The organism is Bradyrhizobium sp. 172 (assembly GCF_023101065.1).
GTDB classification, from domain to species: Bacteria; Pseudomonadota; Alphaproteobacteria; order Rhizobiales; family Xanthobacteraceae; genus Bradyrhizobium; species Bradyrhizobium canariense_D.
This window is the reverse complement of the sequence record NZ_CP064701.1, coordinates 6,919,135-6,945,751: the sequence shown is the minus strand read 5'-3', so window position 1 is coordinate 6,945,751 and position 26,617 is coordinate 6,919,135. Positions and strand designations below refer to the sequence as shown.

Annotated in this window: 22 protein-coding genes and 6 pseudogenes; 20 read left to right on the top strand and 8 right to left on the bottom strand. The window is 61.2% G+C overall.

Annotated features, from left to right (window positions below):
- Positions 1-20: 20 nt before the first annotated feature.
- Positions 21-389, bottom strand: a complete 369-nt coding sequence (locus IVB07_RS33020) for a hypothetical protein (RefSeq protein ID WP_247767368.1) — start codon at positions 387-389, stop codon at positions 21-23.
- A 172-nt stretch (positions 390-561) separates the two neighbouring features.
- Here IVB07_RS33020 and IVB07_RS33015 point away from each other — a divergent pair.
- Positions 562-1,496: pseudogene (locus IVB07_RS33015) on the top strand (Ku protein).
- Between the two features lie 170 nt (positions 1,497-1,666).
- Positions 1,667-2,278, top strand: coding sequence for a cell envelope biogenesis protein TolA (locus tag IVB07_RS33010; protein ID WP_247767367.1), 612 nt, complete (start codon positions 1,667-1,669; stop codon positions 2,276-2,278).
- 27 nt (positions 2,279-2,305) lie between these two features.
- Here IVB07_RS33010 and IVB07_RS33005 read toward each other — a convergent pair whose 3' ends face one another.
- The gene (locus IVB07_RS33005) at positions 2,306-2,569 is read right to left on the bottom strand and encodes a hypothetical protein (protein ID WP_247767366.1); all 264 of its coding nucleotides are present in this window, start codon (positions 2,567-2,569) and stop codon (positions 2,306-2,308) included.
- 692 nt (positions 2,570-3,261) lie between these two features.
- Here IVB07_RS33005 and IVB07_RS33000 point away from each other — a divergent pair.
- From IVB07_RS33000 to IVB07_RS32985, 4 genes are all read left to right on the top strand, one after another.
- Complete coding sequence (locus IVB07_RS33000) at positions 3,262-5,943, top strand: DUF2235 domain-containing protein (protein WP_247767365.1); 2,682 nt, start codon at positions 3,262-3,264, stop codon at positions 5,941-5,943.
- Positions 5,940-6,242 carry a hypothetical protein gene (locus IVB07_RS32995; protein WP_247767364.1) on the top strand — a complete coding sequence of 101 codons (303 nt, stop codon included), beginning with the start codon at positions 5,940-5,942 and terminating at the stop codon, positions 6,240-6,242. The genes IVB07_RS33000 and IVB07_RS32995 overlap by 4 nt, the downstream gene beginning before the upstream one ends.
- 113 nt (positions 6,243-6,355) lie before the next feature.
- Positions 6,356-6,514, top strand: coding sequence for a hypothetical protein (locus tag IVB07_RS32990; protein ID WP_247767361.1), 159 nt, complete (start codon positions 6,356-6,358; stop codon positions 6,512-6,514).
- Between the two features lie 655 nt (positions 6,515-7,169).
- A complete protein-coding gene (locus IVB07_RS32985; RefSeq protein ID WP_247767353.1) occupies positions 7,170-9,182 on the top strand; it encodes a ParB/RepB/Spo0J family partition protein in 2,013 nt (670 codons plus the stop codon).
- Between the two features lie 199 nt (positions 9,183-9,381).
- On the opposite strand, the gene IVB07_RS40525 is transcribed toward IVB07_RS32985, so the two are convergent.
- Positions 9,382-9,510, bottom strand: a complete 129-nt coding sequence (locus tag IVB07_RS40525) for a hypothetical protein (protein WP_256467744.1) — start codon at positions 9,508-9,510, stop codon at positions 9,382-9,384.
- A 384-nt stretch (positions 9,511-9,894) separates the two neighbouring features.
- Here IVB07_RS40525 and IVB07_RS32980 point away from each other — a divergent pair, with 384 nt between their 5' ends.
- Positions 9,895-10,206: a DUF736 domain-containing protein gene (locus tag IVB07_RS32980; protein ID WP_247407056.1), complete on the top strand. Its 312-nt coding sequence runs from the start codon at positions 9,895-9,897 to the stop codon at positions 10,204-10,206.
- A gap of 86 nt (positions 10,207-10,292) precedes the next feature.
- Here IVB07_RS32980 and IVB07_RS32975 read toward each other — a convergent pair whose 3' ends face one another.
- Positions 10,293-11,552, bottom strand: a complete 1,260-nt coding sequence (locus tag IVB07_RS32975) for an alpha/beta fold hydrolase (RefSeq protein ID WP_247767345.1) — start codon at positions 11,550-11,552, stop codon at positions 10,293-10,295.
- A gap of 1 nt (position 11,553) precedes the next feature.
- Positions 11,554-12,204, bottom strand: coding sequence for a hypothetical protein (locus tag IVB07_RS32970; RefSeq protein WP_247407061.1), 651 nt, complete (start codon positions 12,202-12,204; stop codon positions 11,554-11,556).
- A gap of 475 nt (positions 12,205-12,679) precedes the next feature.
- Here IVB07_RS32970 and IVB07_RS32965 point away from each other — a divergent pair, with 475 nt between their 5' ends.
- Positions 12,680-13,876 (top strand): DUF932 domain-containing protein, encoded by a 1,197-nt coding sequence (locus IVB07_RS32965; RefSeq protein ID WP_247407064.1) that lies wholly within the window; start codon positions 12,680-12,682, stop codon positions 13,874-13,876.
- Between the two features lie 785 nt (positions 13,877-14,661).
- Here IVB07_RS32965 and IVB07_RS32960 read toward each other — a convergent pair.
- On the bottom strand, positions 14,662-14,943 hold the full coding sequence (locus IVB07_RS32960) for a helix-turn-helix transcriptional regulator (RefSeq protein ID WP_247407066.1): 282 nt from the start codon (positions 14,941-14,943) through the stop codon (positions 14,662-14,664).
- A gap of 99 nt (positions 14,944-15,042) precedes the next feature.
- On the opposite strand from IVB07_RS32960, the gene IVB07_RS32955 reads away from it, so the two are divergent.
- The 5 genes and pseudogenes from IVB07_RS32955 to IVB07_RS32935 all read left to right on the top strand — a co-directional run.
- Complete coding sequence (locus IVB07_RS32955) at positions 15,043-15,315, top strand: DUF2285 domain-containing protein (protein ID WP_247407068.1); 273 nt, start codon at positions 15,043-15,045, stop codon at positions 15,313-15,315.
- Between the two features lie 165 nt (positions 15,316-15,480).
- On the top strand, positions 15,481-15,675 hold the full coding sequence (locus IVB07_RS32950) for a DUF6499 domain-containing protein (protein ID WP_247299373.1): 195 nt from the start codon (positions 15,481-15,483) through the stop codon (positions 15,673-15,675).
- A 139-nt stretch (positions 15,676-15,814) separates the two neighbouring features.
- Complete coding sequence (locus IVB07_RS32945) at positions 15,815-16,255, top strand: DUF2285 domain-containing protein (RefSeq protein ID WP_346283397.1); 441 nt, start codon at positions 15,815-15,817, stop codon at positions 16,253-16,255.
- A gap of 131 nt (positions 16,256-16,386) precedes the next feature.
- The gene (locus tag IVB07_RS32940; RefSeq protein ID WP_018454787.1) at positions 16,387-16,668 is read left to right on the top strand and encodes a helix-turn-helix domain-containing protein; all 282 of its coding nucleotides are present in this window, start codon (positions 16,387-16,389) and stop codon (positions 16,666-16,668) included.
- 21 nt (positions 16,669-16,689) lie between these two features.
- Positions 16,690-17,562: pseudogene (locus IVB07_RS32935) on the top strand (replication initiator protein A); the annotation flags it as partial.
- A gap of 87 nt (positions 17,563-17,649) precedes the next feature.
- Here IVB07_RS32935 and IVB07_RS32930 read toward each other — a convergent pair.
- Positions 17,650-18,699 (bottom strand): IS110 family transposase, encoded by a 1,050-nt coding sequence (locus IVB07_RS32930; RefSeq protein ID WP_247406282.1) that lies wholly within the window; start codon positions 18,697-18,699, stop codon positions 17,650-17,652.
- Between the two features lie 278 nt (positions 18,700-18,977).
- On the opposite strand from IVB07_RS32930, the gene IVB07_RS32925 reads away from it, so the two are divergent.
- A complete protein-coding gene (locus IVB07_RS32925; protein WP_247406279.1) occupies positions 18,978-19,442 on the top strand; it encodes a DUF2840 domain-containing protein in 465 nt (154 codons plus the stop codon).
- A complete protein-coding gene (locus IVB07_RS32920) occupies positions 19,439-19,951 on the top strand; it encodes a S26 family signal peptidase (protein WP_247406276.1) in 513 nt (170 codons plus the stop codon). Before IVB07_RS32925 ends, IVB07_RS32920 begins: the two co-directional genes overlap by 4 nt.
- Before the next feature lie 355 nt (positions 19,952-20,306).
- Here IVB07_RS32920 and IVB07_RS32915 read toward each other — a convergent pair.
- Positions 20,307-21,317 (bottom strand): annotated as a pseudogene (locus tag IVB07_RS32915) (IS110 family transposase); the annotation flags it as partial.
- A 212-nt stretch (positions 21,318-21,529) separates the two neighbouring features.
- Here IVB07_RS32915 and IVB07_RS32910 point away from each other — a divergent pair.
- From IVB07_RS32910 to IVB07_RS32890, 5 genes and pseudogenes are all read left to right on the top strand, one after another.
- Positions 21,530-22,241, top strand: a pseudogene (locus IVB07_RS32910) (lytic transglycosylase domain-containing protein).
- A gap of 193 nt (positions 22,242-22,434) precedes the next feature.
- Positions 22,435-23,523 carry an IS110 family transposase gene (locus IVB07_RS32905; RefSeq protein WP_247767329.1) on the top strand — a complete coding sequence of 363 codons (1,089 nt, stop codon included), beginning with the start codon at positions 22,435-22,437 and terminating at the stop codon, positions 23,521-23,523.
- Between the two features lie 1,237 nt (positions 23,524-24,760).
- Complete coding sequence (locus IVB07_RS32900; protein WP_247405667.1) at positions 24,761-25,051, top strand: DUF3363 domain-containing protein; 291 nt, start codon at positions 24,761-24,763, stop codon at positions 25,049-25,051.
- 27 nt (positions 25,052-25,078) lie between these two features.
- Positions 25,079-25,528, top strand: a pseudogene (locus IVB07_RS32895) (DUF3363 domain-containing protein); the annotation flags it as partial.
- Between the two features lie 24 nt (positions 25,529-25,552).
- Positions 25,553-26,606: pseudogene (locus IVB07_RS32890) on the top strand (type IV secretory system conjugative DNA transfer family protein); the annotation flags it as partial.
- Positions 26,607-26,617 lie beyond the last annotated feature (11 nt).

The window sequence follows — 26,617 nt, the reverse complement described above, 5'->3', positions numbered from 1 at the left end:
ATCGGCAAATCCAGAGCAGGTTATGGCGTCTCGAACGCCGGCCAGCACCCGTCTTCTTCGTGTCTTCCGGTGCGCTGCTGGCAGGTGTTGTCGAGGAGCCGCTGCGCGACGTCCTTCCAGATTGCATTGCCGCGATACAATCGGACTGCATCGGCGGTCTGGATTTCCACGGTCCGCTCGCAGCGGCGGCAGGAGATGCGCAGGACGTGGCGCTGAATGTCCGATAGACGTCGCTGCCGCATCTGGGCCCCGGTCGCGCCGGCGCGAGCGTCTTTGAGGACCGATTCCCAGTATTCGGCCGGGAGCGGCGCATCTGGAGCCGCAGCGGGGGAAGCCGGCCTCCGGGCGGCTTCAGCGGCCAGTTTTTCCACCTGCTTCGGGGTCGGCATGCGCCAGCTCGCGGGTCGATTGGTCATTCTGAATAAGAACACAAAGAGAACAAATGTCGAGTCCGATCGAGCCCGCTCCGTGAAAAAATCGTCCTGTTGGGAAGGCCGCGATGTCGGAACCAAGGCGGGCGGATCGTCTTGAATCCGGCAATCAGTATCGGAGTTCCCCACCATGGCCCCGCGCGCTAACTGGAAAGGCTTCCTGCGCCTTTCGCTCGTCACCTGTCCGGTCGCGCTGTATCCGGCCACCTCCGAATCCGAAAAGGTCTCCTTCAACCAGCTCAACCGGAAGACCGGCCACCACCGCATCAAATACGCCAAAGTGGACGCCGACACCGGCGAGGAGGTTGCGAGCGAGGACATAGTCAAGGGCTACAAGGTCGACACCGACACCTTCATCGAGGTGACGAAGGAGGAGCTCGAAAACGTCTCGTTGGAATCGACGCGAACCATCGAGATCGACGAGTTCGTCGACCGCAGCGAGATCGACCCGAGGTACCTGATCCGTCCCTACTACCTGGTGCCCGACGGGAAAGTTGGCCACGACGCCTTCGCCGTCGTCCGCGGAACGATCCGTGAGATGAATAAGGTCGCCATCGGACGGGTGGTGCTGACCAACCGCGAGCACATCATTGCCTCGAGCCCATGGACAAAGGCCTGATGGGAACGCTGCTGCGCTATCCTTACGAGGTGCGTTCTGCAGACGAGTATTTCGACGATATTCAGGATGTCAAAGTCACCAAGGACATGCTTGATCTCGCTAAGCACATCGTCAACCAGAAGGCGGGCCACTTCGAGCCGGACAAGTTCGAAGACCAGTACGAAACTGCCCTCATCGATCTCATCAACCAGAAGCGCGCCGGCAAACCCATCACCACGAAAGCGCGACCGCGTGGCGAGAATGTCGTTGATTTGATGGACGCGCTGCGCAAAAGCATTGGCGGCGAAAAGGCGGCAGCGACAGAGGCGCCGAAGAAGCCAGCCAAGAAGGCGCGCAAGGCGACGGTCGGGCAGAAGGAAATGCTGATGCCGATTGCCGGCAAGAAACCGGCCAAGGAGGCCGTGGCAAGGAAGCCGGCGGCCAAACCGCAGCGGAAGTCGGCTTAAGGTGTCTTTGCGGTGGGTTCACGGAAAGCTCGCTCCAACACGCCGGATGCATCGAGAGATTTCCCGGGCCGGCCGCTATGTGCGCCCGCTTTGGAAGTTCTCTGCTCGCGCGGTAGACAGCACGGCTGATCGCATAGCAGCGGTCGGTGGGCGGTGCGGGGAAGCGTCTCATGGCGAGAAAACTGAAGACCTACCTGACCTCGCTGGGCTTCTTCGATCTGGCGATTGCTGCTCCGTCGATGAAAGCGGCTCTGGAAGCGTGGGGCGCCGACAGCAATCTCTTCCATCAGGGCGCGGCGAAGGAAAGCGACGATCCGGACGTTATCGCGGCGGCGATGGCAAAGCCCGGCGTCGTTCTCAGGCGCCCGGTCGGCACCGATCGACCATTCAGCGAACATGCCGAGCTGCCCACCGATCTTGGCGGCGGACCTTCGAAAGCCGCCCGCAAGTCGAAAGGCCCAAAGGCGAAGAAACCTTCCTCTCGCCCTGTCGACAAGGCTGCGGAACGAAAGGCCGCTCTCGCCTTCCAAAAGGAGCAGAAGCGGCGCCAGCTTGAACAGGCGAAGGAAGAGACTGCCAGGCAGAAGGACCGTGAACGCCGTCAGCAGGCGGTCGGCAAGGCGCAGGCTGCGCTGGACAGGGCTAAGCAAGAGCACGCGAGGCGGGCCGCCGCCATCCAGGCCGAGGTCGAGGCTCTCGAGAAGAGATCGCAAGCCGAACAAGCCCGCTGGGATAAGGAGAAGGCGCGATTGGAAGCTACGCTGCGGCGCGCGCCGGGTTAGATTCCGTCATGCTCGACGCCGGTCCTTCTAATCAGGAGGGCATTCTGGGCAGGTATCACCAATCGAGTTCAGCACGTCGTGAACTTCGGCCGCCGCTGCATCGAGGGAGACGCCTGCTGGCGGGACTCCACGGGCGATATCGAAGGCCCGCTCCCGCGCGTGTGGATCGGCGCGGTCCTGCATCCAACCGTGCTCCTCGCACTCGCGGATGGCGCCAGCATCCTGAAGCACGGCAATCGCCCATCCGCGCATCGTCCGTATCGCCGGCCTTCGTTCGCTTGTCATCAGCATTGAAATAGCTCCTGATACGGCGAATCGCTTTGTCCGTCATTCGTTCCGGCTGCTAGCACATGGCTGGGATTCGCAATGGCGGGAACTCAAGGTTTGGAGTACGACCGCCCGCGAACCCGCGAGGAAATCCAAAGCCTCAGCTAAATTTAGCGCTTCATTCCCGTTAGTGCGCGTCCGGCAAGTGCCGGACCGGGCTTATATTTTCAATGATTCAAGGATGCTGCGCGAGTGACACTAGTTTTGGCAGCGCGCTTCGAATGCCTGGCCGGTCACAGACGAAAGAGCCAATTCGAGCGGCAACATCCCCTCCGAGGGGACTCTCACGGAAAAAGAGCGGCTGTCAGAACTCGAGGTGACGCGTCTTGCGCTCGTGAATAGCGCGCAGCAACTTGTTAACAGTGCGCATGAGGCCGCCCGGCGTGGTCTCGTGGCCAGCCATTTTCACATGCCGGTTTTCGCCATAGCTAGCGAAAGACACGAAGCGACGCTCTCAACGCAATGCAAGGTTAGACAGTCCGCGCTTCGGCTACTGGTATGTGGTCGTCCGAGATCCATCCCTTGAACATGTTGATAACCTGGCAGCCGCGATTGACCTTCTGAAAGTCGTTGCACACAGTACAACTAAAAATTGCTTTCCATTGTTATGAGCCAATTTCGCTCCCTGGGAGGGAGATTTTTTCCAAGGAGCCGGCATGCCCGATGGGAAGCGCATCATCCTGCTATCGGATGGAACGGGCAATTCTGCTAGCCAGGTATGGAAATCGAATGTCTGGCGCGTGTTCGAAAGTCTTGATCTCAGAGGCAGCGATCAGATTGCGTTCTACGATGATGGTGTAGGTACATCATCGTTTAAGCCGCTCGCGATTCTGGGAGGTGCCTTCGGCTGGGGTCTCAAGCGCAACGTCCTCGACATCTACAAATTTCTTTGCCTGAACTACAAGCCGGGCGACCAGATTTACGGCTTTGGCTTCAGCCGCGGCGCCTTCACCATCCGTGTCGTGATCGGTCTGGTGCTTAGCCAGGGACTGGTAACGGGTGCAACCGACGCTGAAGTTTATCGCAACGCCATCATGGCCTACCGTGCGTATCGCGCCGAAAAGTTTCATACTGTCCACCGCATTGAGACCATCTTCCGTTTGTTGCGTAATCTCTTCCTGTTCATCATGGGAGTGCGCTACGACAAAAGGGCGAACCAGCGTGTCGGAAGCATCGCCTTTCTCGGTCTGTGGGACACTGTCGCCGCTTACGGACTGCCGGTCGACGAAATGGTGCGGGGCGTCAGCCAATGGATATTACCCCTCGAGCTGCCCGACCGTACGTTCGACCGCCGCATCGATCAGGCTTGCCACGCGCTTTCGCTCGATGACGAGCGCACGACCTTTCATCCCGTACTCTGGAATGAGAAGACTGTTCCTCCCGAAGTCCTGACGCAGGTTTGGTTCGCGGGCGTCCATTCCAACGTGGGCGGCGGTTATCCTGACGATTCCCTGGCGCATATTCCCCTCTACTGGATCATGACCGAGGCGCAGTCGCGCGGTCTTAGCTTCAAGACGACACCGAACCAGCCGGATAACCCTGATCCCGACATGCTCGTCTATGCCCAATGGAAACGCGACAAGGACGGGCGCCTGTACGACTCGCGAAACGGCATGGGCGGATATTATCGCTATGGCCCGCGCAAGATTGAAGATCTCAGCAAGATGAGGTTTTCGCTAAGCAGAGACGATTTCGTCAATAACAATCCGCCAATCATCCACGAAACGGCCATTCAGCGCGCGATTATAGGCGCGCATCGCTATGCGCCGATTGGGATTCCGCGCACGTATCAGGTCATGACTGAAGCCGGGATTGCACCCCAGTCAAACTACGAGAGCGCGAACGACGTTGATCAGCGCTGCGATGCTCAAAAGTTTATCTGGAACCAGGTCTGGCGACGGCGGCTGATCTACTTCATTACGGTGTTTGCGTCGGTCTATGTCGCTCTTTATCCGCTGGTTGTGACCACCGACAGCTCCGGGGAATTCGCCACCCGACTTACGCTTGTCTCTGCCGGTATCCGAGCGCTGAACGCCGTTCTGCCGAGCGCATTATCGCTTTGGGTTGAAGCCTATGCGCGCGATCCGAGCCATTTTCTATTGCTTGGCTTTCTCGTCGTGCTCCTGATCTGGCTTGGCGTGAAACTAGGTACCCGGATTGAGGAACGGATGGAGCGCATATGGCGCCGCTTCGGTAGCAGTAACATGTCGAAGGGCGAGATTTGCCTTCGGCTTGTCTGCGCGGCGGTGGCCCTTTACGCCATCTTTCACAACAAGCTGCCGCACGACTGGCCGGACGAACCGCTCATGGACAGCCTCATCAATGGCTGGGTCAGAGGTATTCTGATTTTCATGCTCATCGCTCTCTTCACGCCGCCTTGGCTCGTCTTTCATCTTCGCTCGGCGTGGCTCTATCGTCGCACCATCCGGGGCATCAAGCTTTATGTTTTGCCGGCCTTTTTCGCCATGAGCTTTCTGACGCTCGCATTCTTTTTGGCCAATCATCTCGTTTTTAGCGTGAGGGATTCCTACGGCGCCGTCTGCCAGGAGAGTGGAGTTGCCGAGGGACTTTCGGCGTGCCTTGCCTCCTCGGTGGCGACGTGCGGCGGGCCCGCCAACGCGACGCCCATGTGCACTTACGGCCGGGCAGTCTCCTGCGGGGACAGTGGGGCGGCTGCGACATGCGAGCGGCGTGCGACGCCTGGATGCGATCCCGCGCACGGAAATTGCGCATTTTGGGTTCCGGTGTGCCATCCCGCATCGGCGGGTGCGGCCGCACGGCTGCCAGGAGGGACTGGCTTCGCGATCTGTCCATCCACGTGTGAGGTGCGGCCAAATGAGACCGACCGGGCCCAGAGACATCCGGACAATGTCCTCGATATCAAATCGGTCTGCAAGCCGACCGGCATCATGGTCGAGCAGGGCCGTAAATACAGGATCACCATCAGGGCGCCGGCGCCGGGTGACAAGTCAGCATGGAAGAATGGTGACCTCGTTGTCAGCACGCGTGGCGCCGAACCGTCGTCGATGGGCCTTGCCGATCGTCTGCGTGCGGTCCTGTACTGGCCTTTGAAGCGGCATCTGCTCGTCCAGCCATTCAAGGTCATTGCCCGCGTCGGATCCACAGGCAACGACGAAACCGTGCTCGAGCCCGACGAAGACAAAACCTCAAACGATCTCGATGCGGTCATCACGCCGCGAAGGGACGGGGAACTCATGCTTTACGTGAACGATGCCATCTGGGCGTTCGATGGCAAGCGCGGCTCGACCTTCTACGATACGCATGACGGCAAGGCCGTAATTGAAGTGAGGCAGACCGACTGGATCCAACGGCAATGATCCGGCTCATCATCCTGTTTGCGACACTCGCGATTGCTCTGCCATTCGTAATTGCGAAGGGGGCATTGCCATTTGGCACTGCGGTGTCGCAGAGGTTTCTCGAGCGGGAAACGAATGATGGAGACCCGCGCTTCACAATTCCGCCGGAGGCAAAAACCGGAGACAAGCTCGGAACAAGTACGCTAGCTATGTGGGTACATGCGAACGCGGATCTGGCGGGGGCTATGCGCGACACGTCATTCCCCTCGATATTGTCTATCTCGTATGTCTCGGCCTGTTTCTGGCAATGGCGAGCGTAACTCTGCGCGACCTCACGGAAGGACCATCGTTCTTGTCGCACATACCGATCTGGGTGTGCTGGCTATTGCCATGCGTCTATATTGCTTGTGATCTTAGCGAGGATCTTCTGATCGTGCTCCTCTTGACCTGGCCGGCGACAATCGAAGGCGTCGCGTTCCAGGCACTTTCGCTCGTGCGCAACGTCAAGATTGCGTCGGGCGGCCTCGCGTTCATTCAAGTGCTGCTACTTTGTGTTGCGTCGTACATCTGGCCGGCCACGGCAAAGCCGTAACGCGCGTGTAGTTTCACGGGCTATTTGTCTCACACGGCATGCCACGGCCGTCCTGTCTATTCATTAAGCTGCCAGATTGGCGCGTCCCTCCGGGGGCGGGCTCTATGCGCGCCGCGCACCGAGTCTGCGTCTCGGCCCTTCGGGTGACGATCCTTCGCGCAGAATAGTGTGTCGCTCGCCGGAGGCACTCGCCCTCGGACCCGCCGTCATTTCATTCCGGCGTCGCTATCACTGCCCTTCGTTTGGGTGCCTTCTTAACCGGTCTCGCGACTGCACTCGGTCCCGGGTCCCGCCGCTACGCGTCGGCGCTATGCTGACCCTCCTGCGGGTGCCTTTTTCACTGCCGGGTATGGCTTGCACCAGCCAACCGTCCTCTGGCGCTAAGGGGCTCCGCCCCTCGCGCGCGCCAGGGTAAAGCGCCGGTCATGCCGGCGCCGACCCGAGCGGTCTCCCCGGTCTTCCGCGCTTACTCAGCTCCTCGACACCGGAAATCCCGGCACGCGCTTGTGCAGACCCGCTCTTCGAGCGGCCCCTTCGGGCGGGCGATCCCCTCCGCTCGGGTCGCCCTGGCACTTGCTACCCCTGGTCTCGCCGACGGGCAGGGGCGCAGGCGCGGAGTGCGCCCTGCACCCATGAAAGCAAAAGGAGATCGATCATGTCGGCAAAGCACGTTGAACAACTCCCCGAGAACGGAACGCAAGTTCTCATTCCGCTCAACAAGCTCAAGAAGTCCCCTAAGAATGCGCGCAAGACGCCGCACAGCGATGCGGCGATCGAGGGTTATGCGGCGAGCATCGCCGCCAAGGGCATTCTGCAAAATCTGGTCGTTGAGCCAGAGGTCGATGATGAGAATGCGGCTACCGGGTTCTATTTCGTGACCATCGGCGAGGGCAGGCGGCTTGCCCAGCTTCTGCGGGTGAAGCGGAAGGAGATCAAGAAAACCGAGCCGATCCGGTGCATCGTGGACACCGCGAACGATCCGCACGAAATCAGCTTGGACGAGAACGTCACCCGGGAAAACATGCATCCCGCCGATCAGTTCGAGGCGTTCAAGAAGCTGGCGGAAGAGCGCGGCTTCGGTGCCGAGGAAATCGCCGCCCGCTTCGGCGTGACGCCGCATGTAGTGCGGCAGCGCCTGCGGTTGGGTGCAATCTCGCCGAAGCTCATGCAGGTCTATCGCGACGGCGATCTGGCTCTTGAGCAGTTGATGGCCTTTGCCATCACCGATGATCACGCCCGGCAGGAAGCTGTTTATGAGCGGCTATCCTATAACCGGGATGCCAGCACCATCCGTCGCATGCTCACCGAAACCCATGTGGCCGCCACCGACCGCCGCGCGCGCTTTGTCGGTATCGAAGCGTACACCGAAGCAGGCGGCTCGATCCTTCGGGACCTCTTCACCGAGGATCGCGGCGGCTATCTGGAAGACGTGGCGTTGCTTGATTTGCTGGTGACCGCAAAGCTTGGCCGCGAAGCCGATGCGGTTCGGGCCGCCGAGGGCTGGAAATGGACGGAGGCCCATCTCGGCTTCCCGCACGCCCACGGTATGCGGCGGACCTACCCGCATCCGGTCGAGCTTTCGGCGGAAGACAAGGTGGCCCTTGAGGCGGCACAGACCGAATTCGACCGCCTCACCGCAAAGCACCAGACGGCCGATGAACTGCCCGATGAAGTGGACGCCCGGTTCGGCGAACTTGAGGCCGAGATCGAGCGGCTGGAAGCGAAGCGGCAGGCCTACGATCCCGACGACGTCGCGCGCGGCGGTGCGTTCGTGATCCTCAATCACGATGGTGCGGTCCGGATCGAACGCGGTTTCATCCGGCCCGCCGACGAAAAGCCGGAACCCGAAGCGGAGCAAACCGGGGAAGCCTCAGTGGCAGGCGATCCGGAGGGAACAGATGATCAGGCAGTGCAAGATGAGAGCGAGGAAGGAGAGGGTGCCGCCGATGAGGAGGAGGACGACCGCCCGTTGTCTGACGTTCTCGTTCGTGACCTCACCGCGCATCGTACCTTGGGCATGCGGCTCAACCTGAGCGAACAGCCGGAAGTCGCCATCGTTGCGGTCACCCATGCCCTCGCCGCGCAAATCTTCTATTTTGTCGGGGACGCCCATGTCGTCGGTATCCAACCGATCAAGACGGATTTGGCAGGGCATGCGGACGGTATCGAGGACACGCCCACCGGCAAGGCTTGGGCGGACCGCCACGGCAATTGGGCAAGGCAGATTCCGCGCGACGTCACGAGCCTGTGGGCGTTCGTGGCCGAGCTTAATCACGACAGCCGCATGGCCTTGTTCGCCCATTGCGTCGCGCTGACCGTCAACGCGGTCAAACTGCCGTGGGAGCGGAGGCCCCGAGCCTTGGCAACAGCCGACCGGTTGGCGGAAGCGGTTTCCCTCGACATGACCGGCTACTGGCGGCCGACCGTGCGCAGCTATCTCGGTCGCGTCACCAAGGCGCGCATTCTGGAGGCCGTCTGCGAGGGCGTGAGCGGCGAGGCTGCCGAGCGGATGGCAGATATGAAGAAGGTCGATATGGCGGAAGCAGCCGAGCAGTTGCTCGCTGCGACGGACTGGCTGCCCGCCGTGCTGAGGACGGCCAAGCCGCAAGAGCAATCCGATGCGCCCACTGCAGGGCGTGATGATGCCTATTCGGAGGCTGCCGAGTGAGTTTTGGCCGGGGCCGCGCATGCGGCCCCGGCCAACCACCAAAATTTCGGCCGCGCGCCTCGGCGCGCGGCCGATTTAATTGATGCAAAGCGACGACTCTCCGACGCAAGCCCGCACCTGGATGACGGAATGCGGGACCCTCCGATCTGTGCCGATCGTAGCGAACCGCGAACACAGGATCGTCGTCTGGCCCGCTTCATCAGCGGCGATGTGCCCTTGCCGGGTCCTCAATCAAACGAATGACTGCAGTGTTCGGATCGTCTTTCGGCGGGAGTTCTTCCAGCGGCGCTCCGATACGCCACGACAGCATGCGAAATTGGTCGCTCACCGTTCTCTCTTGCGCGTTTCTATCGCCCTTGATGCGCTGATGTCAGCGTGTGTTCGACCGATCTAGCCACGTCCTTGTGCTGCTTGAAGTTCGGCAGCCATGGTGGTCTCCGTCAGTTCGTTTACGGGCGGCGTCCAACGCAACCTCGAATGGGCTGATCAAGCCCGAGGGACGGCAAGAGCCTCGATCGCCTTCCCGCAACGGCTACGCCAGCTTTTTTCCCCTGCCGCAAAGGGGCGGCATTCCTCGCGGAAACAAAAAAGCAGGCTTACGCCGTCCTCCGCTGCGCTGCGGGCCTGACGGCTGCGGGCCGATCGCTCCCCGGGCCAAGGATCGCCATCGAGGCCGCGATGGGCGCGGCCCGAGCAACCAACGGAGATTACCATGGCTACCATCGGCACCTTCACCGCTTCGGACAACGGCTACGTCGGCTCGATCAAGACACTGACGCTCAACATCAAGGCAAGGTTCGCCCCGTCCGAGAAGGACAACGACAAGGCGCCCGACTTTCGCATCTTCGCCGGTACCACCGAATTCGGTGCCGCCTGGAAAAAGACCGCCCGCGAGACCGAACGCGAATACCTCTCGGTCAAGCTCGATGATCCGAGCTTCCCAGCGCCGATCTACGCCTCGCTGGTGAAAGTCGAGGGCGACGAGGGCTTCACCCTGATCTGGTCCCGCCGCAACGGCGACTGATCCATCCGGATCATCCGCCCCGCCTCCTCCGGAGGCGGGGCGCTCTTCTGCGCTTACCAGCGGAGTAGGAGAACGGGCGATGTCTGCTAATCGCAGCTTTGGTTCGAACAGACGAGATCGCGGCCGCCGCGGCATGCGACAGGTTCACCGCGGATTCCAAGCGTGATCACGAGGCGATTGGAACTTATCGCCAGATTTAGACAAGTGTTTTTCTTTGCGATCGCCTCATACAGGTCGCTTTTAGTGCTGCCGGTAAATGGTCCGCTTCGCAGGATGAGCTTTTCTGCAAGTTCTCTGGAGCGATCGTCTGCAAACTCGATGCGTTCGGGCTCACGCGGCAATCCCGTCGCGCGGTCAAGATTGGCAGGATCCAGGTCTTGATTGCTGAATGCAACGCGTCCGCTGAGATACGACGGCACGTCAGGAGCAGTTGTGATCCCGTCCCTCTGTTCCTGGAGGGCTGCTGTCGCCGAGGTCGTGATTAAAGCTCGCAGCCATCCATGAACAGAAGCGCGAGAATCGTCCGGCTTGGGAAGTTGAGTGTGACTTACGGAAAAGCCTCGCTTGTCGTCGCATGCTGATGTGGCAAACAGCTTCGGAACAACGATTCCGTACTGAGCACCGAAAGCAATTTCCAGAATCCGTGACTCCGGCTTCGTTTCGTAGCCGCAGGCCACAATCGGCGTGAATCGTCGTACCGCGCCATTGTCGCGCGTTCCCCTCACGGCGATCCAATCATTCTCCAATGCGTCCAGGTAGCGTTGTCCGGAATCGGTGGTCAGGTCGTTGAGTAACGCACCGTTCCATCCGAAAAGCTGCGCAACTTCACCAGCCCGGCCACCGGCGGCCAAATCGGCGAGGGGGGCGCCAGCCGAAGGGACGCCGAGCATGCCTACACCGAGAATGCGGTCAAGCAGGACCGTTCTGCCCTGAAGCTTCCATAGCGCCAAGGTCCGCTTGAGTACCAAGCCGCCCATGCTGTGCGCGACGAACCAGACGTGCCGATGCCGTCTAAAAATCGGTGACGCAGCAAGATCATCCGCGACACCTTTCGCGGTATCTTCGAGCGTTCCGCGCGAGGTGAAGTCGGCCTCATAATCGACAGCGTAGACCGCGAAATCCGACAATACCCCGTGCCCGGGCAGCAGTGTGTGGTCGGCCGCAATAATCTGCGGCCACTTTCCAAACGATTGCGCTGGACTGCCAAGCAATCCGTGCATCAGCACCAACGCCCGGTCTGATGAGTCCGAAGTTTTCGGATCACTGAGAAGAAGCGGCTCGTTGGCGCGTGCGAACCCAGTGCTGAATCCCAATATAAACAGGCTTACAAGGACGGATCGACGCATGTCAGCACCGTTCTGAGATAGCGAACGGCGTCTTCACGAAGACGCGAGCGCCTTGAGCTGGATCTTCGATCTGGAGGCATCCCGTACGGGCCCGAACCACGAATTGCTCGACCTTGAGTTCGCCGTCCTTCTGCAAAGCGGTAATGAATTCGTCGCGACGGGATCGAAGCAAGCTGCTCGCCAGAAAATTCAGCGGACCTTTTTCAAATCGAATCAGGGCTGCGCCGGCGGCCAGCAGGAAACTCTCGGCCACGCCAGGCTGACGGTATGCGTCCGGCGGCACTTGCGACAAGATCGCAAAAGCAAACTGTAGTGGTGGCGCATTATCATCCGGCACCGGGACAAGGTGCGGGATGTCAAGTTTGATGTCATTGGCGCGCGTGAGCTCTGCTTGCGCTTTGGTCGCCGCCTCGGTCTGGCTCAGCCCATTTCCGTGTGGGACTGGTGAACTCGAGGCCCCACCCCATTCCATCAGGCATGTTGACGTCTCGGTTCGCACGCAGGTGCCGCCTTTGAGCGTCGACTCAGCTCCCTTCATTGTGAACTTGCAGGAACACCGGTCGTGCTCGACTTCCTCGGCCCGACTCGCACAGACGCTGGAAAGCGCCACTACGATGAGCATCAAGCCAACCGCAACTGCTTGCTTGTTCATTGAATCCCCTTAGGCATGACGCGGCATCGACAATGCGTCATCGGCGCCCGCAATATCATTTCAATTATTTGCGGGACCGCATTTTGACAAAACGGAGCTGGAGTGTTGGTAAATTGCCTTTAGCTGCCAAATTACGGTCACGGTTGCTAATAGCGCCACAGCGGCTCAACCTTGGGGAGTAGACGACGGAACGCTGCATTTTGCAAGAGGGCCCTAAGGGCTCCGCCCTCGCGCGGGCAAGGGTGAAGCACGGCTCGCCGTGCCGGCGGGAGCGGTATCCCCGATCTTCCGCGCAAGGATCTTCACGACGACGTCGTCGTCAGGCGCGTGCAGACGCGCGCTTCCGCGCGCCCTTATCAGGCGGGTGATCCCCCTCCGCTCCGGCCGCCCTTGCCCTTGCTACCCCGGTCTCGCCGACGGGCAGGGTTGCAGCGCAGCGCTGCGCTTTAACCCAGCCCCAAAGGGAGAACGAGCGATGACGATGATAGCCCTGACCCAGAACGAGCAGCCTGTTTCCGGCGGCTTTCGCGTGGACGTATCGCGCGGCCAGCGTGTTGGCCGCGTATCGTCGGAATGGTTTTCGCGACCGGATGACGAACGTTATTTGAACCTGCCGAACCTTTATGACGCCGTACGCGGCCGCGCCGAGCGCGCGCAGGCGCGGACGGTGGAAAGCCGGGCGATCCGAGTGGAGGCCAACAGTAACAATTCCGAGCGACTGGCCTTAGCGGTACCCGGACGTGACGAGCCAGCGGCGCCCACCCATTGGAGCTTTGGTCAGTTGTGCACGCTGGTCGGCGCGCCGACCTCCTATCTGCGGCAACTTCCTGCGGCTCTGTCAGGCATCAACCTGCAACATGGCCTGCTCTCGCACCGCGCTGAGCTCGTGAAAACCCTTGAGGGCGATAACGGGCGGGTCGAGCTTCGGGCGGTCACCGGCCCGGACTATGGTCGCATCTGGGACCATGAACTTGTCGCCGCCGTGATGAAGATCGCAGGCAACGGCACCGGCGACACTCGCTGGAAAGTGCCGGGCGTCCTGGATTGGTCAACGATGACCCACAATCCCTTTGTGGACGTGACCAAGGACACGACGACGCTTTACGCCAGCGACCGCGACGTGTTTCTGTTTCTAGTCGACGATACCAACCCGATCGAGGCGGGCCGCTTGCCGGATGGATCGCCGGATCTGTATTTCCGTGGATTTTACTGCTGGAACAGCGAAGTCGGCAGCAAGACGCTTGGCATTGCGAGCTTCTACCTCCGCGCTGTCTGCATGAATCGGAATCTGTGGGGTGTCGAGAATTTCGAGGAGATCACGATCCGGCATTCCAAATTTGCAGCGCAACGTTTTGCGCATGAAGCGGCCCCTGCATTGACGAGTTTCGCAAATTCCTCGCCCGCGCCGTTCGTTGCCGTGATCAAGGCGGCACGGGAACGAATTGTTGCCCGTACAGACGAGGACCGGGATAGCTTTCTCCGCAAGGGAGGGTTTTCTAAGTCGGAGACGGCGAAGATCATCGAGACGGTTCTAGGTGAGGAAAATCGCAAGCCGGAAAGCATCTTTGATTTCGTGCAGGGCATCACCGCATTTGCTCGCGGCAAGGCTCATCAGGACACGCGCCTTGAACTAGAAGGCAAAGCCAAGCGCTTGATGGAGCGTGCAATCTGACACTGTGAGCCGCGCAATCGGGAACATTGCGCGGCTTCGCTTGATGCCCGTGCGCCGCCGCCGATCCGGCAAGCCGGATCGGCGGCGGCGACGCCTATCCGCGTCCGGCGCTCGCCAGGCCTTCGGCCCGGCTCGCGGAGGCGCCACTTAGGCAACGCTTCCATCGAGCCAAGATCGAACGGCTCGCTTTGACCTAACGCCCCCGAATTCTGATATGCTGGCGCTTCCCAGCACGAAGAAGGAGCTTCTTTGCGTTGATCGTCCGAAGACCACGTATCGATGAGCTGTCAGGCCTCTCCGATCTTTGCTTCAGGTCTAAGGCTGTGTGGGGCTATGATCAAACGTTCCTGGAGGCATGCCGGGGAGAGCTATCTTTCGGTCAGCACGACCTTGAAGAGACCCATGTCGCTGTTGCCGAACAGAACGGAGGAATTCTCGGGGTCGTGCAGGTCAAAGTCAGTTCGGGAGAAGCTGAATTGTTGAAGCTCTTCATCGAGCCGCACGCACTCCGAAAGGGCACAGGGAGGGTGCTCTTTGCCTGGGCAGCCGAGGTCTCAAGGAGAAAGGGCGCAAGCCGAATGGTTATCGAGGCCGATCCCGATGCGGCGCCGTTCTATAGTAGATTGGGAGCACGTACCGCTGGAGGGGCTCCGTCGGGCTCCATACCAAGTAGGCTGCTACCGAGGCTTACGTTTGATCTCTAGCCGCATATCCCGGCGTCGGCGCCGTTCGCCTTCTTGATCGTGCTCTGACTCGAATCAGAGCCGCTTCGGCGTAAGCAGCGTCTACTTGCTCTTGCGACTGGGACGAATCCGTTTTCGGCCCTTGGCTAATGGCTTAGGAGTCGCGGCTCCTTTAGGAGGCTGAAGAAAGAATTCTGATAACTGAACATCTAGCGTTTCGGCTAATCGTTCGAGCAGATCAATGGTTGGATTCTCGGTTTGTCGCTCGAGGCCGCTCATATATGAGCGATCGATCCCGGCATCATACACCAATTGCTCTTGCGGAATACCGCGATCGACGCGTATTCGGCGAACATTCCAGGCCACGAGCGCACGAGCTTTCATGCGCAAAAGCAGCCATTCTGTAGGCCATCAAACCACTGGCTATAACCGATCTATTCCGATAGTTTGGTCTTGGGTTTCAATCGAATGCCGTAGATATACATGAGTGGGCCATCATTAGATCCGGACGTCGCAGATATTGCTCCAAATGAGCCGGTGCTGACGGCCTATGACGAACAACATGTCGTCACGTACATTCGCCTTCTGCAGGCAGAGGGTGAGGAGGCGGACTGGCGCGAAGTGGCTCGAGTGGTCTTGCACATCGATCCGGAGCGAGAGCTGGACCGTGCGCGGACCGCATATCAGAGTCATCTTGCACGCGCCAAATGGGTGACCGAGCAGGGGCGCCTCTTACGTGGCACCCGCTCAAAATAGAAGAAAATCGCCGACTAGAGCCTCGCAGCCGGAACGTTTTTCTTCCGCTCACCGGTGGTCATTCTCATGCACCACGTGGTGCCAAACTAGGGGCTTCCTACAACCGCCTCGTTCATAATTATTGCGCCGCAATCCTTGTTCGTTAAGTGCAATGGGGCGGAAGCAATGCCTGAATTCGACTGGCGATCGCCGGATTCGTTTAAGAGTCTAGAGAACGCTGAGATCACTGAAATCGCCTGGGTAGGCCTTCGTATGAACGTGGACTACCAACGTGACTACGATGCGATCGTCGCTAGCAGCTCAGACGGCGAGGTGAGCGAGGAATTCAGGAGGAGGTGGGGCCTCTGCTTTCGCGCATGACCCGCAGAGGTCGTTCCACGAGCAGACAATCTTTTGGGCGCCCGAGGTTCTCCCGACCGTCGTCCCGGTCGTTGTAACCGATTCAACGCCTGGTCAAAGCCCAACGCCTCAGCCGCCGCTTGATCTTGCATCTGGTCAGGTGCGCCGTGCCGGTGACGGCTGGCATGCCGTGCTGCAAATCGGTTCGGTGAAGCATCGCATCTGGTCGAAACAGCCGCTGACCGCAGGCGCTCGCTATGCGGCCGAGTTGCCATTTGACGGCGATTTCGAGGCGCGCGCGCATGCCGCCACGCGGCTGTGGCGCGCGATGAATGGACGCGCGCCAGGGCCTCCGTTTCATCGCGTGCCCAAACAGCGGCGCGAACGACTGTGCGCAGCCCTTCGCGCGGCCGCCGCGTATCTCGCTGGCGCGACTTATCGCAGCATCGCAGAAGCTCTGTTTGGCAAGCCGCGCATATCGGATCGTGGCTGGAAAACACACGATCTGCGCAGCCGAACCCGTCGCCTTGTACAAAGCGGCCTCGCATTTGTGCGCGGAGGCTATCGCAAGCTGCTTCGGCCCAGGCGCAGGGTCGAGTAGCGCCCTTCATGGGTGGCCGAAAATGGCCCCCCCAATATTCGGCATCCCCCTCCGAGATCGCGCTTCTCCATGATGACCCCACACACGCCGGCGCCGCCATCCGCGGTGCGCTGTCATCCTGGAGTTCTCGAATGCCCGATTCGACGGCCGGTCTACCTCCGCGATTCCTGCGAACACCGGAGGCTGCGCGTTACCTTGGCCTCTCCGGTCGCACGCTGGAGAAGCACCGCACGTACGGCACCGGGCCGACGTATCGGAAGATCGGCGGACGTGTCGTCTACGCCGTAGACGACCTGAAAGCCTGGGCTGACCTCGGCGCCAAAACGTCGACGTCTGACCCCGGGAAGGGGACCGTGCTGCCGGCAAAGAAGCATCCGGTACTGCGCCCATATGCGGGCCAGGAACGTCGCTGATCGCGGGCGAGAGCAGTGACCATGCGGCGCAAACACCATTCCGAGCGTGACCAGCTTGAGCTCTTTCGGGCGCTCCCCGGCGATCTTGCGCCCCGTGACGCGCAGGATCTGATGGCCTATCCGTTCTTCTCGCTTGCGAAGACAAAGCGGATTTTGCCAATCGATTTCCGCGCGGGCGCAATCGCGATTCGTGTCGAAGCCGTGCCGGAACACGGCATGGCAACCATCTGGGATGCAGACGTTCTGATCTGGGCGGCGTCCCAGATCGTTGAAGCACGGGACGCCGGCTTGAAGACGTCGCGCCTGATGGCTGCAACGCCTTACGAGATTCTGACGTTTGTCGGCCGCGGCACGAGCGCGAGGGACTATGACCGGCTGAAGGCCGGCCTTGACCGGTTGCAATCAACGACCGTGCTGACTTCGATCCGTCAGCCGGCAGAGCGGAGACGGCATCGCTTCTCCTGGATCAACGAGTGGAAGGAGACGGCCGATGCAAATGGCCGCCCATTTGGGCTCGAGCTAATCTTGCCAGATTGGTTCTACGGCGGCGTCATCGATGACGCGCTCGTGCTTACGATCGACCGCGTCTATTTCGAGCTGACGGGCGGACTTGAGCGGTGGCTCTACCGGCTCGTCCGCAAGCATGGTGGCCACCAGGACGGCGGCTGGAGCTTTGATCTTGTGCACCTCCATGCCAAGTCCGGCATCCTCTCGCCGCTCAAGCATTTTGCTTACGACGTACGGCAGATCGTTCAGCGCCAGACACTGCCCGGCTATGAGCTCGTGCTCACACGCGACCCGAACGGCACCGAGCGGCTGAATTTCGCGCCAACACCCGTCGATCCCCTAACGGCACGCCTACGCCGCCGCGGTCTCATTCCAAATTCGGAGGACACCCAAAACCCCGTCTCCTCGGGAGACGCCGCTCCGCCGTGCCGGAAGGAAAAGGCGCGCGTGGAAGCGGCCGGGTCGCGGAGGCCCTTACACCGCCGCAGCGACCCGGCCGCGCTTGCCGCCGGCGCCAAAGCGGAAGGTCGTGCCATCAATCCAGATCTTGTGCAGCAGCACGGCGAGGGCGCGCGCCACGGCCGTTGCCGCGCGCTTCAGACCCTTCTTCCTGGCCAGCAGCAGGCCCCACAGCCGCAGCTTAAAGTTCTTCGGAATGCGCGTCAGGATCGCGATCGCGGCCTCGTACAACATCGCCCGCGTCAGCTCATCGCCGCATTTCGAGATGCTGCCGATGCGATCGGTCTGTCCGGATTGGTAGCGCCGCGGCGTCAAGCCAAAATGGGCGCCGACATTGGTCGACTTCCTGAATCGCGCCGGATCGTCGACAGTTGCGCGGAATGTCAGCGCCACGAGCGCGCCCACACCGGGCACGGTCATCATCCGCCGCACAGCGTTGTCGCTCCGCGCCGCCGCCAGCGCCAGGCGCTGCAGCTTGGCCAGCTGCAGCCGCATTGCACCGCGGGCGTCCAGGAGCGGCGTGACGATGGCCTCCAAATCCTTCTTCCCGGCCACGATCTCGCGCACCCGCGCCTCAAAGCGGCCGACCGAGATCTCGCCGACCTTGAGGCCGAACGGGCGCAACAGGCCGCGGATCATGTTCTCCATGTCGAGCACCTTGCCAAGCAGTGCCTTGCGCCCGACGAGCAGCGCCCGCAGCGTTTGCGCGCCCTCCGATTTGACATGGACCGCACGGAACCAGCCGGTCCGCATCATCTGCGCGATGCCCTTGGCGTCATTCCTGTCGGTCTTGTTCAGCATCGCGTTCAGCGCCGCCTTGGCATGCCGGGTCTCGACGCAGGTCACAGGGAGGCCCTTTTCACTGAGCGCCGTGAACAGCCAGGCGCTGTACGAGAACGCTTCCAGCCCGACGCGCTTGAGGTGGATGCCCCATTCCGCCAGGAACAGCTCGATCGCGTCCGGATCGGTGTCGAGTTTCACCTCCCGGACGATGTTGCCACCGCCATCCACCACGCAAACGTTCGTCGCCTCCAGCGACACATCGAGCCCTGCATAGAAGTCCATCGTCCGCCTCCACCGCTGATCGCCGGAACGCACTGCGCGTCCCGTTCGCGAATCGTTGTGCAGCATTTTTGCAGCAGCATGGCCGGCGAGTGGGCACCGGTCAGTACCCCGGCTAACCAGAAATCCTTCGGATTTCTTCTAACGGACCAGACCACCAGCCGCATTGGAGGCGATTGGCAGCGGGGGGCCGTCAGTCCTGCTCGCCGGCAGAAGCCGTGCCAGTCCTTCACCGCCCCCAAAGCTCACGGCTCTCCGTTCCAGTTTCAGGGAACGGTGGCATGAGCGATCTCACTGAAGTGGAAGTGCTGTGGCTCGAGAAGCGTATCGAAAACCGCATTAGGTTCGGTCGCATCGTCAAGGAACGGAAGCTTGATCGTCACCGGCGTGTTCTGTCATTTGCACCCGGCAGCATCTTTGCCTTCGTCCGATGGACCTCCAACGACTTTGGCACGATCATTTCGCGGATCGACATCTTGCGCGCAGTCGCTCCGGGACAGCGCTGCTCGACCGTCCCTTATGTGACACCCGGCGGGGAGATTCTGCTGCGCTTGTCAGGCTGGCCGAAGGTCGAACGGGTGCTGCAGATGGTCGATGTCATCGAGGCGCTTGGCATCGATCCCTCCGATGTCGCTCCTGATCATTGGCATCACGTTCATAACCGTCTGTCGGTCAACGAAAACCCGCGCCCTTACACCAAAGCACGCCACCCGCCCTGGCTCCATCGTCAGAGGGTGATGCGATGACAGGCCGCTTGAAGACGCTGACCGCAACGTTTGGCGTCACTGCCGCGCTTGTCGCGACAACCGTCCTGGAGCCGCTTCCGCTCTACATTTGGAATGCATCGGCAAGCGTGCCAGTCGGTCTCTATCGTTTGCGGCCTGCGATGCGCTTCCATGTCACCGAGCTGGTCGCCGTTCAACCGCCGGAGCCGCTTGCGACCTTTCTCGACCTGAACGGCTATCTGCCGGTCGGCGTCCCCATGCTCAAGCGGGTCTTGGCGCTGCCCGGACAGACGGTTTGCAGAAGCGGGCTCACGATTTCGGTCGATGAGATTACAGTCGGCGAGGCGCGGGATCGCGACGGACGCGGCCGGCCGCTGCCGAAATGGCAGGGCTGTCGCGTGGTCGGCGACGGCGAGCTGTTCCTCATGAACTGGCAGTCGGACGATTCTCTGGACGGCCGGTATTTTGGAGTTCTTCCGGCATCGGCCGTGATCGGCCGTGCCGTCCCGGTGTGGACATCGGAGGAGTGATCGTGCGAGTTCTGCGTTTCCGTCCTGCCATTCCTCTGTTCGATCAAGTGCAGGACCATTCCTCCGTTCTCTAAGGCTTGAGCTCGCTGGGCCAAACAAACAAACTGTTCCGCCAGTTTCGATCCTATGCCAAGCTGCTGTCCATAGTGTCAGTCGCTGCCGAGTCCACGGTTCTCTTCGCAGTCCGATTGGCTCAACGGCTGCATTTATGCGTCAGAAGGTCGGCGCCGCTATGTCCCGAGCGCGGTCTGCATTTCTGCAGCCGCAGGAGGAATGGCGCGGTCGCCGGCGCTCGTCCCGGCAGGGACCTCTCACCGCCATCGCTGACAGCGGATCTCCATGTTGTTTGTACCTGCTAGGCGATCGCGGCGCGGGCACCCCACTGGAATGGCGTCCCGTCACGCCACATGTGATGCAGGATGACCGCCAGTTTCCTCGCAACTGCGACCATTGCCCGTTTGCTACCCAATCGTTCGATCAATGCGCGTCCCCATTCCTGGAGTGGAGAGGGTCGAGAGCAGCGGCGCAGCACGACGCAAGCAGCCTCGTAAAGCAAGGTTCGCATAGCTGGGTCGCCAGCACGCGAGATAGCTCCAGCCCTGTCGGTTTCACCCGACTGGAATCTCCGAGGAGTAAGCCCGAGATATGCAGCGACGGTTCGCGAGCGCTTGAACCGGTGTGGATCTTCGACCGCGCCTATGTACGAAAGCGCAACAATTACGCCGACGCCAGGGGCAGTCATGAGACGCTTGGCGATCGGATCGGCCGATGCCCGCCGGCAAAGCGCGCGGTCGAAGACTGCGATTTGCTCCTGCAGGGTACCAAGAGCAATCAACATTGGTTCGACAATGGTCAACAGCACCGGATTGTCCTGGATCGCCGACCGGGCAATTTGGATGTATCGCCGCTGACTTCCGATCTTGAGGATCAAACCGAATGTCTTCAGCAGTCCGCGGACCGTATTCTTGATCTTCAAGGCCGTGCTGACGAGCTGGGCGCGTGCGCTGATCATCGCGCGGATTGCGTAGGTATCCATACTCTTGACCAGCACTTGCCGGTACCAGCCAACGCGAACGACCTGTGCGATCCCTTGCGCGTCGTTGGCATCAGTTTTGTTAATCTGGAGCGACAACGCTGCCTTGGCATGACGGGCATCGATGCAGATAATTGGCACTCGGCGCTTCTTAAGTTCGTGGAAGAGCCACACGGAAAGCATTCCGGTCTCGAGGCCGACCCGCATAGCATTTGGCGCGTGCTTGCAGACAAGTTTCTCGATTTCGTCTGGCGTCGATGCACAACATCCTCGCCAGAGCGTTTGACCGGTTTCGTCGACAACGCAAGCTTTGGTTTCTTCAAGCGACACATCAAGACCAACATAAGAGCCATTGGGTGCATTGCATTGCTCCTTCGACGGGGAATCAGTGCGGAGAGCCTAGCAATGAGTGTTCTCCGCGATTACCCCATGTCCCGACCAAAGCTTGCAAGGCCGACGCGCGCAGCGGCGGTCCAGGGCGGCCGAAAGGCCGGCGCGAAGCGGCTTTACCCTGGACGGGCGCGAGCACGGCGGCAGGCTTGCGTTTGTTCGAGAGGAGCCTGCTCGCTGTCGCATGGTTGTTCGCTGCGCTGACCGTGAGCAACGTTCCTGCTGTCGCCGAGACGCGACCCGCGGACCCCACAGCAGGGTATGCAATTGGCGATCCACTTTTGGATTTCGTCAAGCAGGCCTCACGACGCTTCGGCGTGCCGGAGCGTTGGATACGCACAGTCATGGACGTCGAAAGCGCCGGAGGCGTCCGTGCCAAGTCATCGAAATGCGCCATGGGGCTGATGCAGATCATGCCCGACACGTGGGCAGAGCTACGTCTGCGGTACGACCTCGGCAATGATCCCTATGATCCTCGCGATAACATTCTTGCGGGGACCGCGTACCTTCGGGAACTGCACGATCGGTACGGCTCACCGGGCTTCCTTGCGGCCTACAACGCCGGACCTGGTCGCTACGAAGAACATCTCGCCGGTCGTCCATTGCCGGCTGAGACCCTGGCCTATTTGCAGAAGCTTGTGCCTGTCATCGGTAGCGACACCGCAGCTTCTGGTGCAGAGTCTGCGGCCACCAGCAGCGGCGCTCTTTGTTGTGCGATCTGAAAGTTCGAACACCGCTGACCCGCTGCTGCTCGGGCGCTCGTCAAATCGGGCTCCGACGGCGGCCTCCGTTCACGACATTTCGGCCATCGTGCCACAGGCAACAGGGTTGTTCGTCGCGAGATCTGATGCAGGAGGCTCGCGATGATCGAATGCGCAAGCTGGCATTCAGTGCCGTACGTCGGAGATGAATGGGCGGAAAGGCGAACGCAGTGGGCAGGGACGACAGCAGGATGGCCGCCCGTAATCGGTCTCCTGCAGAACTTGCGGCGGCGGAGCAGATGGTCTGCGCGATGAATATTGCGCACACTGCACCGGCTCAGCAACGCGGGAGGCGTGTGATGGAATTCTTCTGTGGTTTGGACATCGGCATGGACGAGACGGCGATCTGCGTGGTGGACGCGACCGGCAAGGTGATGCTGGAGACGGCGGTGGTGACCGATCCGGACGCGATCAAGGTGGCGCTGACGCCCTATCTTGGCCGCTTGCGACGCCTTGGTCATGAGGCGGGATCGCTGTCGCCCTGGCTGCATCTGGAGCTGCTCAGGCTGGGCCTGCCGGCGGTCTGCCTGGAGACTTTGCATGTTCGCGCGGCGCTGAAGGCGCAGCGCAACAAGACCGACCGGGCAGATGCGCTCGGGATTGCCCACATCATGCGCACCGGCTGGTTCCGGCGCGCCCATATCAAGAGCGAGGCCTGCTACCGGCTGCGGCTGTTGTTGACGCACCGGCGCAATCTGAAGCGCAAGTTTGGGGACCTCGAGAATGCGATCCGGCACTCGCTGAAAGTGTTTGGCATCCGGCTGAACCGGGTCGGGCGCGGCGGCTTTGCGCAAGTCGTGCGCGAGGCGGTGGCCCACGATGCGCTTGTCAGCGAGCTGATCGACGCCATGCTGAATGCGCGCGCGGCGCTGTGGAAGGAGTACTGCCGGCTGCACGACCTGGTGGTTCGCCTGGTCGCCGGCCATGAGCTGTGCCGGCGCTTCATGCAGATTCCTGGCGTCGGCCCGATCGCGGCGCTGAGCTTTATGACCGCGGTCGACGATCCCTCGCGCTTCAGGCGCTCGCGCGACGTGGCGGCCTATTTTGGCCTGACCTCGCGGCGCTGGCAGTCCGGCTCGTCTATCGACGTCAAGGGCCGGATCAGCAAGGCGGGCGACGGTGACGTGCGGCGGGCGCTGTACGAGGCGGCCAGCGCTTTGCTGACTCGCTACAAGAAAAAAGACAAGGTCAAGGCGTGGGGGCTGGCGCTGGCCAAGCGCTCCTCGCACCGCAAGGCGACGGTGGCGGTAGCGCGCAAGCTCGCTGTGATCATGCATGCGATGTGGACCAGCGGCACGTTCTACTGCGGCGATCCGGACGCCTCGGCGGCGGAGATGCATGCCGAAACAACAGCTAAGCAGCGCAAATTGCTCGGGCCCTACGCATGAGGCGCGTGATCCTGCAACCTGGCAACGACGCGGTGATGGCCGCGACCTGAACACGGAGCTCCGCCGCCGGCGGATGAGGACTGGTGCAGCACCAACACGACGGAACGCACGTTATCTTGCCTGCGACGATGCATCTTCGGATGCCGACCGATCGCGCCGGATTGCCTGTGATGTGGCTCCGTCACACCGATGGAAAGATGCGCCGCGACGGCGTCCGCGCTGCCTTGCTGCAGCGACACTGTGCCGTCGCTGAGCGCGGAAGACTGCACGGCGCATCAGGACTCGCAAGCCTCGCGGCGCATCGTGTCATGGCGTGGATTGTGTCATGGCGTGGATCAGAGAGGCTTGTCGCAAGCGAGAAAGGAAGCGAGAATGGCTGAGGTCAGACAGACGACACGACCGATTAAGACGGCAGGATAAAAGCCGCAAGGTGCGGCCGGTCGGTTGTGAGAGAAAGTGTATGGATTTCAATGATCGACTAAACATTGCGGCGACTCGGAGCAAAGTTCAGCTTTCCCCAAGGCGCTGTTCTTACACGGCTTTCGATGCCTTGCGGCGGCCGGAATGACGCGCGAGGATGATCTTCGGATCCGTCCCGGCCGTATCCGCTCCACGCGCGCGCCCCGGACAAAGCCGTTTGTGGCGCAGGTACTCACAGCCGCTCAGAAGGCCGGCGGCCTCTCGCGAGGCAAGGATGGCCATGGCGGAAAGTTTGGACGCGTCCGCGCCGCGAGCATCGCTGCGGCACGGCTTCTCAACGCCAGCGGCCGCGGTGCTATGGTCAAGGCGCGGGTGGTGCGGCGGATGCGTTCGCCGGGCGCGTTGCGCGCCCATATCGGTTACCTGCAGCGCGACGGAGTCACACGAGACGGCGCTCAGGGCAAACTATTCGACGCCGAGGCGGATGATGCGGACGGTTGCGCCTTCGTCACGCGTTGCGAGGGTGACCGCCATCATTTTAGGTTCATTGTCTCGCCTGATGATGCGACCTCGTCATCAGTCCCGGTTATATCGCTATGGGCTTGCGCGCCGGCGCCAGCGACCTTGTCATGCGCGAACTTGGCCCTCGTTCGGAGCTCGAGACTCGCCAGAGCCTTGAGGCGGACACGACAGCCGAACGCTGGACCACACTCGATCGGACGCTTGCCCGGGAAGCGGGGACGGCGGACGGCGTTATCAATTTGAGGTCCGAGCGGGATGCCGGGCGCGATCCATTGCGGGAAAGCGGATCGGGCGCATGCGGACGCTCGCGCGGCGCGGTTTGGCGGAACCTGCGGGCCCCGCCGTCCGGGTTCTGGCCCCCGATGCGGAGACGAGGTTGCGCGCGCTGGGCGAGCGCGGTGACATCATCAAGCGGCTGCACAAAGCCCTCACGCGGGACGGCGCCAGCCGCACCCCCGTATCCTGGGCACCGGAGGGCGAAACTCATGGCGAACCAATCGTTGGCCGTCTCATCGGGCGCGGGCTTGATGAAGGGCACAGCCTTTGCCGTTTGTCGACGGGATTGACGGGCGTGTGCATCACGTGAAGCTTCCTGCTGTCGAGGCGGCCGGCGATGGGCCGATCGGTGGGATCGTGGAACTGCGCCGGTTTGCGGACACCCGTGGTCGAACACGGATTGCGCTCGCAGGTTCGCTCGGAGCTCTTTCTGGACCAGCAGGTCGCGGCGGATCGAGCAACGTGGCTAGACCGGCAGCTCGTCGCGCGAGATCCTGCCGAGCTCTCGCGCCATTGCGTTTGGCGCCGAGGTCCGTGCGCACTTGAACGGCGCATCGATGTTTTGGCCGACCAAGGACCCGCCCGGCGCGATGGCAACAAGGTCCGGCTAAGCCGCAACGTGATCGAAAGCCTCCGCGACCGCGAACTCGACGTCGTTACACGACGGCTCATGGAGCAAGCGGGGCTTCCGCACTTATCATCTGATGTAGGTGAGCAGATCTGAGGGGATTATCGTGGACGTCTGTCAGTGGCGTCCGCACGCTTCGCGATGATCGAGAACGGCCTCGGCTTTCAGCTTGTGCCCTGGTCGCCTTCGCTCGAGCGGGAGTGGCCGCGTTCGGTGATCGTCCACGAAATCAAGCGCGAGAATTTCCAGTTGACCTCGGGATGGCGCGCGCGCCTTGGAGATGTAATCTTATTCGACCGACAAACACGGCAAGCGCCGCCTACAACTTGGGAAGTACGAGAAGCGCAAAATGTCTGCATATCCTGGTTGATCCCGAAGGGGCGCTCGAGCGCCGCAACCATTGGGAAAAACCAGCCATTCTCTGCTCGTCGGCGCTATCCTGCATGTCCTCTACGCTGAAGCTGACAAGACACTTGCCGGGGCTCAACTTGGTGATCGCGTTCATCCCGTCGTCGCTTCAGCAGCGCGAGAGCTGCTCAACAAGAGCGAGAACGAGCGGTCGGGCGTGCTGTCGACCACAATGAGCTTCTTGGGCCTTTATCGCGATCCGGTCGTTGCTAAGGTCACCGCGCGGAGCGATTGGCGCATTCTCGATCTCGTCGACAAACCGCAGCCCGTTTCACTCTATCTCGTCGTGCCGCCATCCGACATCGTCCACACAAAATTCCTGATGTGGCTCATCCTCAATCAGATCGGACGGCGCCTGACCGAGAGCCTGGATCCCGACCGGCGCCGTCAAAAGCTCCTCCTGATGCTCCACGAGTCATGCAGCTCTGGGCCGCCTCGATTTGTTCGAGAGCCAGCTTGCCTTCATGGCCGGCTATGGCATTCGCAGTTTCCTGATCACTCAGAGCTTGAACCAGGTAGAACGCGCCTATGGACCGAACCACGCGGCCTCGACAATGGTCACATCCGGATAGCCGTCTCCACAATGACGAGCGCACCGCTAAGCGCGTCTCGGATGCGCTGGGGACCGCGACCGAACTGCGCGCCATGAAAAACTATGCCGGGCATCGCATAAGCCCCCTGGCTTGGACACTTGATGGTGAGCCGCCAAGAAACGTCCTGTCCTCTCCTGACGCCTGGCGAAGTCATGCAGCTCTCATCGAAAGAGGCGATTGTGATGGTGTCGGGCCTCCACCCGCTGCGTGCCACCAAGGTTCGTTATCACGAGGACCCGATAACGAC